The organism is Streptomyces sp. a15 (assembly GCF_059026085.1).
In genome coordinates, this window is record NZ_JBWLKM010000100.1 from 16161 (window position 1) to 27601 (window position 11441).

At 70.9% G+C, this 11441-nt stretch carries 15 protein-coding genes; 6 read left to right on the forward strand and 9 right to left on the reverse strand.

Annotated features, from left to right (window positions below; genetic code table 11):
• Nucleotides 1–5 precede the first annotated feature (5 nt).
• From AC5P09_RS45415 to AC5P09_RS45425, 3 genes are all read left to right on the forward strand, one after another.
• The gene (locus tag AC5P09_RS45415) at nucleotides 6–689 is read left to right on the forward strand and encodes a hypothetical protein (RefSeq protein ID WP_493879543.1); all 684 of its coding nucleotides are present in this window, start codon (nucleotides 6–8) and stop codon (nucleotides 687–689) included.
• A gap of 463 nt (nucleotides 690–1152) precedes the next feature.
• Nucleotides 1153–1581, forward strand: coding sequence for a RidA family protein (locus AC5P09_RS45420; RefSeq protein ID WP_493879557.1), 429 nt, complete (start codon nucleotides 1153–1155; stop codon nucleotides 1579–1581).
• On the forward strand, nucleotides 1578–2045 hold the full coding sequence (locus tag AC5P09_RS45425) for a GNAT family N-acetyltransferase (protein WP_493879544.1): 468 nt from the start codon (nucleotides 1578–1580) through the stop codon (nucleotides 2043–2045). Before AC5P09_RS45420 ends, AC5P09_RS45425 begins: the two co-directional genes overlap by 4 nt.
• Nucleotides 2046–2129: 84 nt before the next feature.
• Here the strand turns inward: AC5P09_RS45425 and AC5P09_RS45430 are convergent, their stop codons facing one another.
• Nucleotides 2130–2855: an aspartate/glutamate racemase family protein gene (locus tag AC5P09_RS45430; protein WP_493879545.1), complete on the reverse strand. Its 726-nt coding sequence runs from the start codon at nucleotides 2853–2855 to the stop codon at nucleotides 2130–2132.
• Between the two features lie 5 nt (nucleotides 2856–2860).
• Nucleotides 2861–4339 (reverse strand): NCS1 family nucleobase:cation symporter-1, encoded by a 1479-nt coding sequence (locus tag AC5P09_RS45435; protein ID WP_493879546.1) that lies wholly within the window; start codon nucleotides 4337–4339, stop codon nucleotides 2861–2863.
• Nucleotides 4340–4487: 148 nt separating this feature from the next.
• On the opposite strand from AC5P09_RS45435, the gene AC5P09_RS45440 reads away from it, so the two are divergent.
• On the forward strand, nucleotides 4488–5156 hold the full coding sequence (locus AC5P09_RS45440; RefSeq protein WP_493879547.1) for a GntR family transcriptional regulator: 669 nt from the start codon (nucleotides 4488–4490) through the stop codon (nucleotides 5154–5156).
• Here the strand turns inward: AC5P09_RS45440 and pip are convergent.
• The gene (gene pip / locus AC5P09_RS45445) at nucleotides 5153–6115 is read right to left on the reverse strand and encodes a prolyl aminopeptidase (protein ID WP_493879548.1); all 963 of its coding nucleotides are present in this window, start codon (nucleotides 6113–6115) and stop codon (nucleotides 5153–5155) included. The two genes, AC5P09_RS45440 and pip, sit on opposite strands and share 4 nt — an antisense overlap.
• A gap of 18 nt (nucleotides 6116–6133) precedes the next feature.
• Nucleotides 6134–6844 (reverse strand): uracil-DNA glycosylase, encoded by a 711-nt coding sequence (locus AC5P09_RS45450; RefSeq protein WP_493879549.1) that lies wholly within the window; start codon nucleotides 6842–6844, stop codon nucleotides 6134–6136.
• 115 nt (nucleotides 6845–6959) lie between these two features.
• On the opposite strand from AC5P09_RS45450, the gene AC5P09_RS45455 reads away from it, so the two are divergent.
• Nucleotides 6960–7553, forward strand: coding sequence for an RNA-binding S4 domain-containing protein (locus AC5P09_RS45455; RefSeq protein ID WP_493879550.1), 594 nt, complete (start codon nucleotides 6960–6962; stop codon nucleotides 7551–7553).
• A 90-nt stretch (nucleotides 7554–7643) separates the two neighbouring features.
• On the opposite strand, the gene AC5P09_RS45460 is transcribed toward AC5P09_RS45455, so the two are convergent.
• The 3 genes from AC5P09_RS45460 to AC5P09_RS45470 form a co-directional block, all read right to left on the reverse strand.
• On the reverse strand, nucleotides 7644–8132 hold the full coding sequence (locus tag AC5P09_RS45460; protein ID WP_493879551.1) for a DoxX family protein: 489 nt from the start codon (nucleotides 8130–8132) through the stop codon (nucleotides 7644–7646).
• A 98-nt stretch (nucleotides 8133–8230) separates the two neighbouring features.
• The gene (locus AC5P09_RS45465) at nucleotides 8231–8911 is read right to left on the reverse strand and encodes a class I SAM-dependent methyltransferase (protein ID WP_493879552.1); all 681 of its coding nucleotides are present in this window, start codon (nucleotides 8909–8911) and stop codon (nucleotides 8231–8233) included.
• A gap of 74 nt (nucleotides 8912–8985) precedes the next feature.
• Nucleotides 8986–9885 carry an acyltransferase domain-containing protein gene (locus AC5P09_RS45470; protein ID WP_493879553.1) on the reverse strand — a complete coding sequence of 300 codons (900 nt, stop codon included), beginning with the start codon at nucleotides 9883–9885 and terminating at the stop codon, nucleotides 8986–8988.
• 77 nt (nucleotides 9886–9962) lie between these two features.
• On the opposite strand from AC5P09_RS45470, the gene AC5P09_RS45475 reads away from it, so the two are divergent.
• The gene (locus tag AC5P09_RS45475; protein ID WP_493879554.1) at nucleotides 9963–10229 is read left to right on the forward strand and encodes a DUF6343 family protein; all 267 of its coding nucleotides are present in this window, start codon (nucleotides 9963–9965) and stop codon (nucleotides 10227–10229) included.
• A 22-nt stretch (nucleotides 10230–10251) separates the two neighbouring features.
• Here the strand turns inward: AC5P09_RS45475 and AC5P09_RS45480 are convergent, their stop codons facing one another.
• Nucleotides 10252–10632 (reverse strand): tetratricopeptide repeat protein, encoded by a 381-nt coding sequence (locus AC5P09_RS45480; RefSeq protein WP_266441275.1) that lies wholly within the window; start codon nucleotides 10630–10632, stop codon nucleotides 10252–10254.
• A gap of 49 nt (nucleotides 10633–10681) precedes the next feature.
• Nucleotides 10682–11311 carry a dephospho-CoA kinase gene (coaE, locus tag AC5P09_RS45485; RefSeq protein WP_493879555.1) on the reverse strand — a complete coding sequence of 210 codons (630 nt, stop codon included), beginning with the start codon at nucleotides 11309–11311 and terminating at the stop codon, nucleotides 10682–10684.
• Nucleotides 11312–11441 lie beyond the last annotated feature (130 nt).

Sequence of the window (11441 nt, forward strand, 5' to 3'; positions counted from 1 at the left end):
CGATCATGAGACACAGGCAGCGCAGGCGGCGGAGCCCTGGCGGCCCGGCGCAGGTCACGGCCAAGCTGACGATTCCCTTCGTCGGCGAGATATCCGGTACATGGGAGCCCGCCGACGCGGAACGCAGTGCGGCCTGGGAGTTGTACCTGGAACTGGTCACGCGCGTATCGGTCGAGGAGCTCGATCCGGACGAGGGTTTCCTGCGCGAGGCGCTCTCCTCCCTCTACACCTTCTTCACCACCACCCGCGAGATCCTCCGCCGTTACGGCCCCGACGTCGCCCCTCCGCTGGCCCCCGGCCACGTGAGCTTCGGCGTCCTCGCGGTCACCGTCCTCAACCGCGTCCTGCGGCCGCTCCTCGCCTCCTGGCACCCCCGCCTGACGGCCTACGAGTCCCAGCGCCCGCCCGGCCGCGACCCGGTCGCGCACGAACGCCAGTGGGAGCACGCGCAGGCGCTGCGCGCCGATATCACGGCGGTCCGGCAGACCCTGGTCTCCTTGGCGCGGACCCTCCAGGAAGTGGCAGGGGTCAGCGACCTGATCGACCTGCCGGCACCCCGGCCGCCCCGGTCTCCGGAATTGAGGCACCCCCCCCCGCAGGTCAGAGGGGTCCTGAGGGGCGTGATGGTCCTGAGGTCTCCGGCAGTTGAGAACACCCCCGACCGGCGGCTGATCGTTCTGACGGCCTGAAGTCCCACCGCCGCCCCTCCCCCACTGCGCCGGTCGTCCGCCCGGGGTGATTGTCAGTGGGGTCCGCTTCAATGGGAGTTGTCATCACGGAGCGTCACGGGCAGCCGCGGGTGACGGGCTGTCGGGCGGCACGGGGGAGGTAACGGCAGTGGCTTGCGGGAAGCACGAGGAGGACGGGCGGCGGTACGTCTCGTTGGCCGGGCTGCGTCTGCGGGGGTGGACCGGCGGCTCGGTGCGCCGGCTGCTCGGGGCGCCGGACCGGCTCAGTCTCGATCCCCGGGTCCGGGGAGCGCCGCAGGTTCGGCTGTACCGGCTGGAGCGGGTCGAGGCGGCCGAGCGGAGCAATGAGGTGCGGCCGTGGGTGGAGAGTCGTAGAGGCCTGACGCCGGGAAATCGGGATGCGGGCGCGGCCGTACGCGCGGATGATCGGCAGGTTGCCGACGACGACCGACCCAGGAGCGTCATGATCCAGCGCGTCACCTCCCCCGCACTCTTCCCACCGCCCACCTACTCCCACGCCTGTGTCGTCGAGGCCGGCACGAGGCTCGCCTTTCTCGCCGGGTCGGTACCTCTCGATGCCGACGGCGAGTTGGTCGGTGCGGGAGACCCGGTGCGGCAGGCCGAGCAGGTGATCGCGAACCTCCGTGAGCAACTGCGGGCTGTCGGGAGCGACTTGGAGCACGTCCTGGCGACCGATGTGTACGTGGTGAGCGGCGAACCCGCGGTGCTCTCCGCCGTCTGGGAAGTCGTCGAGGCGTCCGGGCTGAGCGTCGGTCCGCATGCGTCGACCCTCCTCGGAGTGGCCTGCCTCGGGTACACGGGGCAGTTGGTGGAAATCACGGCGACGGCCGTCGTCCCGGAAGGCCGCGAGCAGGAGGTCGTACGCCAGTGAGCCGTCCCGAAGCCGTCGTCACCCTGCGTCGCGCCACCGCCCCGGACGCGGCCGCGGTGGCCGACGTCTGGCTGCGTTCCTTCGCCGCCGCTCTACCGACGGTCGTCAGCCCCCGCTCCGGCGACGAAGTGCGCGCCTACTTCCGGGAAGTCGTGGTGCCGCTGCGCGAGACGTGGATGGCCGAGGCCGGGGACGGGGGTGGCACTGTGGGGGTGCTGGTGCTCAACGGCAGCCTGCTGTCCCAGCTCTACCTCGACCCCGACTGGCGCGGACGCGGCATCGGCGACCGCTTCGTCGCCCTCGCCAAGGAGCGCAGCCCACAGGGGCTGAGCCTGTGGACCTTCCAGGTCAACAAGCCCGCCCACCGGTTCTACGAGCGGCACGGCTTCGTCGCCGTCGAGTACACGGACGGCAGCGGGAACGAGGAGCGCGAGCCGGATGTGCGGTACGAGTGGCGGCCGTGAACGCCGCGGTGGGCCGCGCCCAGGGTGCGGCACCGCGGCCGCGGTGGGCGGGCCCTGGGGCCCGGCATCGCGGCGGCGCCGATGTCAGGCCGTCCCCCTCCCCCACACCCGCCTCTTCGGCACGGGCTTCGCATAGCTCCCCGCCCGGCTCGTCGTCAGTCCCAGGGCCACCAGCGACTCCGCCAGCTTCACCGCCGCCGCGACCCCGTCGACCACCGGAAGGCCGAGCTTCTCCCCCACCACCCGCTCCAGGCCCGTCATCCCGGCACAGCCCAGCACCAGGACCTCCGCGCCGGCCCGGCCCGCCTGCTCGGCGGCCGCGAGAAACGACTCTTCCGTGCGCTCCCCGTCCCCGTCCCCGAGGTCGAGGACGCTGAGCCCCGTTCCGACGACGGCGGCGCAGTTGCGGCCCACGCCCGCCAGTTCCAGGCTGTCCTCGATCTGGCCGCACGACCGTTCCAAGGTGGTGACGACCCCGTACCGGCGTCCCAGCAGACAGGCCAGATGGGCCGCGGCCTCGGTGATGTCGACGACCGGCACGTCCACGAGCTCGCGCACGCCCTCGCGCCCGTGCTCGCCGAAGCCCGCCATGACCACGGCGTCGTACGGCGGACCGTCGTACGTGCGCAGCAGATCGATGACCGCCGCGGCCGAGAGGTAGCTGTCGAGCCAGCCCTCCGCGGACTCGGGCCCCCAGGCCGGGGTCAGTCCGGTCACGGTGGTGCCCGGGCCTGCCGCGGCCCGGGCACCTCGTACGATCTCCTCGGTCATCTCCTGCGTGGTGTTGCAGTTGGTGACGGCGATTCGCACCTTCCTCAGACCTCCACGGGCTTCTCGGGCACGGCCCCGGCATCGGCGGCGCGCTCGGCGCGGCACAGCACCACGTACAGTCCGGAGGCCAGCGCCGTGCCGATGAACCAGGAGTACGGCGCGACTTCGCTGAACGTCTTCACCAGTGCGAGCACCGCCGCGACCGCCGCCGACGGCAGGAACGCCCACAGTGCCTTGGGGTTGACGCCCTTGCGGTAGCGGTAGCGGGAACGGGGCTGGGCGTTGAACAGTTCGTCCACGTCGATGCGGCCGCGCTTGACCCAGTAGTAGTCGACCATGATCACGCCGAACAGCGGCCCGAGGAAGGCGCCGAGTCCGCCGAGGAAGTAGTTGACGACCGCGGGGTTGGAGAAGAGGTTCCACGGGGTCACCAGCAGCGCCACGACCGTGCTGATCATGCCGCCGACCTTGAAGGTGATCTTCTGCGGCCAGACGTTGGCGAGGTCGTACGCCGGTGAGACGAAGTTGGCGACGATGTTGACGCCCATGGTGGCGATGGCGAACGTCAGCGCGCCCAGCACCAGCACCCAGGTGTTGCCGATCTCGGCGACGAGGTAGGCGGGCTCGGTGATCTGCTTGCCGAACACCTCGAAGGCGCCCGCCGTGACGACGACCGACAGGATCACGAAGGCCGTCGAGTTGACCGGCAGGCCCCAGAAGTTGCCGCGGCGGACCGTCTTGTAGTCGGGCGCGAAGCGGGAGAAGTCGCAGAAGTTGAGCATCAGCGTGCCGTAGGTGGCGAGGATCAGACCGACCGCGCCGAACCACTGCCGCCACTGCTCGCCGACCGAGACCGGGTTCGGGGTGGTGGTGAGCGAGATGGTCCAGCCGGCCTTGGCGAGGATCCACACGGCCAGCGCGATCATCACGACCCAGATGGCCGGTCCGCAGAAGTCCTGGAACTTGCGCACGGACTCCATGCCCTGGCTGATGATCGCAGCCTGGACCAGCCACAGCGCCACGAACGACACCCAGCCGAGCGCGTCGAGTCCGAGGAAGGAGTTGTGCGTCCAGGACTCCAGGCCGGGCCAGGCCGCCAGCAGCATCACGTTGACGGCGACGGAGGCGAGGTAGGTCTGGATGCCGTACCACATGATGGCGATGACGGCCCTGATCAGGGCGGGGATGTTGGCGCCCCAGACGCCGAAGGCGATGCGGCTGACGACCGGGAAGGGGACGCCGGTGCGCTGCCCGATGCGGCCCATCATGTTCATCACGATGTAGATGATCACGAAGCCGACGAGCAGGGACGTGAAGATCTGCCAGACGTTCATGCCGAGGAAGAGCAGGCCGGCCGCGAACGTGTAGTTGCCGAGGTTGTGGACGTCGGACATCCACATCGCGAAGAGGTCGAAGACCTTCCAGTTGCGTTTGCCCGCGGGCGCGAGGTCTTCGTTGGTGAGCCGGGGGTCGGGGACGAACGCTGCTGTGCCGGTGGCTTCGGCACGGTCGGCGAGGGACACGGGGCCTCCAGGAGCCAGGGGGACGGAGGAGGACTGCAGCCGTTTGGTATACCAAACAGCCGACATAGTCCCTCCGCCAACCGTTCCGACCGATGTCGCCTTCGTTAACGCTCCGTAAAACACACCCGGAGTCGGCAAAGATGGCTCCATGAGCTCCACGACGAAGATCGAACCCCTGGGCGCCGTCCGCGAGCGCGTCCTGGCCACCCTGCGGCAGGAGATCATCGCGGGCCGCCTCCTCCCGGGCGACCGACTGGTCGAGCGGGAGCTCGCCGACCGCTTCGGGGTCTCCCGGGTGCCGGTCCGGGAGGCGATCCGCGCACTGGTCGCCGAGGGATTCGTCCACTTCGAGACGCCACGCCGCACGGTCGTACGGCGACTGACCCCGAACGACGTCAAGGAGCTGTTCGAACTGCGCGAGGCGCTGGAGGTCTACGCCGCCGGACTCGCCGCCGCGAAGGCGACACCCGCGGACCTGGCCGAGGTCGAGGAGCTCCTGGACCGCGCGGCCGTCGCGACCGAGGCGGGGGACGCCGAGGCCATCACCGAGATCAACAGCCGTCTCCACGACCGCATCGTGGCGATGGCGGGCAACAGCCTGCTGATAGAGGCCCTCGAACCGGTCGCCGGCCGCCTGCGCTGGATGACCCGGAGGAACGAGGAGTGGCCACAACTCCTCGTCGAACACCGCGAGCTGTACGAGGCGATCACCTCCGGCGATCCGGAGCGGGCGCGGGCGCACGCCCTCACCCACGTGCGGACCAACTACCGCTCGACGGTACGGCAGTTGTTCGGCGACACCTCCGAACTCCGCTAGCGGGCCGCGTATCTGTCCGTCGCCGCCACCAGTGCCTCCGCCACGCCCGGCGCACCCGCGTTGTGGCCCACGTCGTCCACCATCACCAACTCGCTGCCCCGCCAGGCGTGATGCAGCCGCCAGACGATGCCGAGGAGGTTGCCGAAGTCGAGGCTGCCCTGAACGAGGGTGCCCGGGATGTCCTTCAGCAACGGCGCGTCCCGCAGGACGACACCCTCGTCGTTGCCCTCGCCCAGGAAGTGGTCGTTCCCGAAGTAGTGCGTGACGGTGCGGGCGAAGCCCATGCGGAACACCGGGTCCTCGAAGCGCTCGACCGACCGCGGAGGCGCGGGAATCGTCGCCGTCTCCCAGTCCGTCCAGGCGCGCGCCGCCCTCGCCCGCACCTCGGGATCGGGCGACTCGATCAGCCGGTTGTACGCGGCGGCAAGGTTGCCGGACCGCTCGCCCTCCGGCAGTTCGGCCAGGAACTTCTCGAACGCCTCCGGGAAGATCTCGCCAAGTCCCCGGGTCAGCAAGGCGACTTCGGCATTCGATCCGGTCGCGACCCCCGTCAGCACCAGCTCCGACACGGCCCCCGGATGCGTCTGCGCGTACCGCAGCCCCAGCACCGACCCGAACGACACACCCCACACCAGCCACCGCTCGATCCCGAGGTGCCGCCGCAGCAGCTCCAGGTCGGCGATGAGGTGAGCGGTCGTATTGACGCTCATGTCGGTGTCGTACGCACTCGCGTGCGGTGTCGAACGCCCGCAGCCGCGCTGGTCGAGCAGGACGATCCGGTACGCGGCCGGATCGAACAGCCGCCGGAAGTACGGCGTGCAGCCGGACCCCGGCCCGCCGTGCAGCACCAGCGCGGGCTTGCCCCGCGGGTTCCCGCAGGTCTCCCAGTAGACGCGGTTGCCGTCACCGACATCGAGCATGCCGTGGTCGTACGGTTCTGTCTCAGGGTGGAGGACCATCGGACGACCCTAGCCGTCCTACGAACGTGTCGGCAGCCCCGCCGACTTCGCCGCCGTGCGCAGCACGTCCCGCAGCATCACGGGGGTGAGCCGGCCGGTGAAGGTGTTGCGCTGGCTGACGTGGAAGCAGCCGAAGAGTTCCAGACCGTCGAGCGGCACGTGCGTGCCGTGGGCGAAGGGCGGGCGCGGTCGGGGCACGTGCCACCCCGCCTCCGTGAACGCCGGCAGCGCGGCCCGCCAGCCGAAGGCGCCGAGGACGACCACGGCCCGCAGCGTCGGCCGCAGCAGGTTCAGCTCCTGGACGAGCCAGGGCCGGCAGGTGTCCCGCTCCTCAGGGGTGGGCTTGTTGGCGGGCGGGGCGCAGTGCACCGGCGAGGTGACCCGGACGCCGTACAGTTCCAGGCCGTCGTCAGCCGAGACCGAGGTGGGCTGCGAGGCGAGCCCCAGGTCGTACAGCGCCTCGTACAGGACGTCTCCGGAGCGGTCGCCGGTGAACATCCGGCCGGTGCGGTTGCCGCCGTGCGCGGCCGGGGCGAGGCCGATGATCAGCAGCCGGACGTCCGGCGGGCCGAAACCGGGCACCGGCCGGCCCCAGTACGTCCAGTCGGCGAAGGCGGCGCGCTTGGTGCGGGCGACCTCCTCGCGCCAGTCGACCAGCCGCGGACAGGCCCGACAGCCCTCGATCCGCGCATCGAGGGCGGCCAGACCGGCACGAGGGCTGGTGTCCATTTCTCCACGGTACGGAAGCGCCGCGCCCGGCATCCGCCCCGGGCTGTGCACCTCGGCGCGGGTCCGCCGGAAAACCCACCCGGCCCGCCCGGCACGGGGCACTAAAGTCAGGGGCATGGCTGCCGAGCACACGGACGACATCAGGACGGGCGGGAGGGGCGGGACAGGCGGGACCGAGGGTCCCGCGGGGTCCGTCCCGATGGACGCGCACGCCCAGGACACGGACCCCAAGGACCCGGGCCCCCAGCACACTGACTCCAACGAGACGGACCCCAAGATCGCCGCCGCTGTGGCCGCCGCCGAGGCGGCCGGTCCGCAGAGCGGCGAGACCGTGCGCATCGACAGCTGGATCTGGTCGGTCCGCCTGGTCAAGACGCGTTCCATGGGTGCCACCGCCTGCCGGGGCGGGCACGTGCGGGTGAACGGCGAGCGTGTGAAGCCCGCGCACTCCCTGCGCGTCGGCGACGAGGTGCGCGTACGCCAGGAGGGCTGGGAGCGGATCGTCGTCGTCAAGCGGCTGATCCGCAAGCGCGTCGGCGCCCCCGTGGCCGCCCAGTGTTACGTCGACAACAGCCCCCCGCCCCCGCCCCGCGAGGCCGTCGCCCCCGCCGGCATCCGCGACCGCGGCACGGGCCGCCCGACCAAGCGCGACCGCCGCGAGCTGGAACGCCTGCGCGGGATGCCAGGAGGCTCACCGGAGGGGCACTGACCGCGGACAGGCCGGTGACGGCGGTGGCGCCCGGGGCGAAGAACCGACCCGGACACCACCACCGTCACCGGCGCGGCACGACGCACTCCCTCACGCCCGGCGCCGCACCAGCGCCAGCAGCTGCTCGTTGTGGCCACGCCGGGCCCAGGCGATGAGGGTGAGCGGCACGATGAGGATGAGCGGTGTCGCCGCGTTCTCCCCGTTGAAGTATGTGAGCGTGACGACGAACGCCCCCACCATCAGCCCGCTCAGGGCCATGGCCGCCACCGACTGCAGGACCGGGATCAACAGCGCGATCCCTCCGGCCAGTTCGAGGACACCGATGGTGTACATCCCCGCGCTGCCCCATCCCATGTCGTCGAAGCCCTCGGCGGCCGTGGGGTGCGCGATCAGCTTGGGGAGCGCGCTGGCGATCACGTAGAAGAGGGCGAGGAACACCTGGAGGCCGCGCAGGGCGATCCGGGCGCGGCGGCCACGGGCGGTCGCGGACTCGGCGACGACGGGGCGGGACGCTGCGGCGGAGGCGGAGGTGGCAGCGGCGGAGGTGGCAGCGGTGGCGGGGACGGTGGTCTCGGACATCGAGGTCTCCTGTGTGAAGCGGTCCGTGGTGTTTTCACAGAGGTAGACCGGCCCCCGCCCCAAAACTCATCGCCGCCGGGCGAGTTGTCCCCCTGCACCTACTTCGCGGGAACGGCGCGTACCCAGACCCCGTCCTCCGTCAGATAGCTGTCCACCTCCAGACCGGCCTCCGCCAGCGCCTCCTCGAACTGCTCCTTCGTCAGTGGCCGGGCCAGGAACGTCTGGGTCCATGTCGCGTCCGGGAACTCGTATTCCGCATGCACCGAGTTGACGCCGTCCCCGACCGGTTCCGAGGACACGATGCGGATGGTGAAGCCACTTGGCTCCACTCGCTCGCGCGGCACGTTGCTGTGGTAGTCCTCGCCCTCGCGCTGCAAGAGCACGCAGCCGTCCTTCGCGACGTGCCGCACGCAGGTGCGCAGCAGCGCCTGCCGCTCCTCGGGATCGCCGGCGTGCACGAGGAACGACGCGAGCATCACGACGTCGAATCGCTCGCCGAGGTCGAGGTCCTCGATGGTGCTGCGTATCGTGCGCGCCCCGCGGACGCGCTCCAGCATCTCCGCGGACTCGTCGACCGCCGTGACGGTGAATCCCCGCTCCAGCAGTGGATGGGTCATGCGGCCCACACCGCTGCCCAGTTCAAGGATGCGCGCACCCGCCGGCACGGCGGCGCTGACGACGTCCGGGGCGTCCCCCGCAGGCAGCCGCGAGTAGAGCTCGACCGCACAACCGTCCGGGGTGATGGGGCCCGGTCCCGTCCCCTGATGTCCCGTTCGCATTTTCAGTTCCATGCCCGTCCAACGGCCCGCATCCGCACGCCCGTTCCCACCCGACATGGGTTCACCCGTTCGAGTTATAGCGGAAACCAGCCGTGCCCGATGTACCAGTGGCCCCCGGCCCGCAGATGATCCCCGACCGCCCGCTCCACCGAGGTTCGCCGCGGGAGCGCCTCCACGTCCAGGCCCGGGTCACCGAACACGAACTGGATCGGCTCGGTGTCGGCCGGTTCCGTGTCCTCGCGGGCGACCCGGAACCGCTCCTGGAACCGGATGATGTTGGAGTCCGCCGGCAGATACCGCTTCAGCTGCGGGTCCAGCAGCCAGGAGTGACAGAGCGCGGCCCGGTGCTTCTCGTCGGGGAAGTACCGGGCGAAGAACTCGCCGGCCAACGCCAACGAGCGGTCGCAGGCGGCCGGTGACAGCGGGCCGAAGAAGTCGGGAATGTGAAGGTTCAGACAGGGCGTGCCGGGGGCCGCGTCCAGTCCGGCCGCCGCAAGTGCCTGTCCCGTCCGCTGCCCGTGCCGCGTCCGCTCGAACTGGAGCCTGCCCAGCTGGTACAGCTCGCCCCGGAAGTGGTGGGTGAGCCATCGCGGGGCCTGGACCCCTGTCCTGCCGTGGCGCCTGCGGTGCACGGCCATGTTCCGCCCCAGGTCGGCGAGGGTGCGCCGGGAGACATCGGCCGGGATACCGCGCTCGCGGTGATACGCGCGGGTGTGCGGCAACGCCGCCACGAACACGAACACGGGGTAACACCGCTGCAGGGCGCCCGACGCCCAGTCGAGTTCGAGCAGGTCGACCGCGCCGCCCGCCTCCCCCATGCCGCGGACCAGTTCCTCGACCGACGCCTCCAGCAGTCTCAGCAGCTCCGGGTCGTCCGTGACCCGTCGGCCCATCCGTACGAGTTCGTTGATGTCATCGTGCGGTACGGCGAGGTCCAGCAGCACCTCGGCCAGCTCATCGGCGTCCGGAAGCACGCCTGCTCCCTTCTGTTCGGACCGCTGGGTGAAGGTCCGCCACGAAGGGTACTTTCCCCAGAGGAGTAGTGATTCCGATGCGTACGGGCAGTGAACCGACGACAGCGCGCAGTGCTCTGCGGGTGCGCTTCTGGCTGACCGTGTGGGGGCTGGTCTGGGCGGTCTTCGGCACCGTCGCCTTCGCACTCGCGGGACGGCCCGGGTGGGCGATCGCCTGCGGGCTGCTGTGGCTGGTGATCACCGTCGACATGGCGATGATCCTCAGGCACATCCGGCAGGGCCCGCACTACCAGCCGGGCCCCGACATCCCGCCGTACCGGCCCCCAGAAGGCCGCCACGGTTAGCGGCGATCCGGCGATCCGGCGCTCACGACTCGAAGCGCGCCGCCCGCAGATACCGCGGGTTCGGGTCCAGCGCGGCCGCCAGGCGGAAGTGGCGCCTGGCCTGGTCGGGCCGGGCCTGGCGCTCGTAGGTCCGGGCGAGCGCGAAGTGCGCGAACGCGTTGTCCGGCTCACGCTCCAGGACGATGGTGAACTCCAGCTCGGCGGGCCGCAGTTGCGCGGCCGCGAAGAAGGCGCGGGCGCGCAGCAGCCGGGCGGCGGTGTTCTCCGGGTGTACGGCGATCACGGCGTCGAGCAGCTTCACCGCGCCCCGCGGGTCCCGTGCGGCGAGCAGTTGCTCCGCGGCACGGAAGTCGATGACATGCGTCTCCGGAGTACGTCCGGTCGATCCGCTGGTCTCGGGCACGGCAAAGTCCTTCCCTCACTCGCGGGGTTCAACGCCCGAACAGGGACGACTATTCCTGAGGCGGCTGAGGCGCCGTCCCGCGCGCGTGGGCTCTGCGCAGGAGATCGGCCCATACGTCCTTCACGCGGCGCTCCAGCTCCGGCAGCGGTACGTCGTTGTCGATGACGACGTCGGCGATCTCCAGGCGCTTCTCGCGGGTTGCCTGGGCGGCCATTCGCGCGCGTGCGTCCGCCTCCGTCATCCCGCGCAGTCTGACGAGGCGGTCGAGCTGGGTCTCGGGGCTCGCGTCGACGACGATCACGACGTCGTACAGCGGGGCGAGGCCGTTCTCCGCGAGGAGCGGGACGTCATGGACGACGACGGCGTCCTCGGCGGCAGCGGACTCGAGCTCGTGGGAGCGAGCGCCCACCATGGGGTGCACGATCGAGTTCAGGACGGCGAGCTTCTCGGGGTCGGCGAAGACGATGGAGCCCAGCTTGGGCCGGTCCAGGGCGCCGTCCGCGGCGAGCACGTCCTCGCCGAAGGCCTCGACGACCGCGGCGAGCCCGGGCGTCCCCGGTGCCACGACCTCGCGCGCGATCCGGTCCGCGTCGACCAGCACGGCACCGCACGCGACCAGCAGCCGCGACACCTCACTCTTACCGGCACCGATGCCGCCGGTCAGGCCCACCTTCAGCATGAACCGAAGCTTAGGGCCTGCCACCGACACCGCACCCGGCGGGAGCCGGGACAGCCCTAGGGGGTGTTTCGAAAGTCCTGTGCGGTGCCCGCGGTGTCCGGTGCGTGCTCTCGGCGTGCCGGACGAAAGG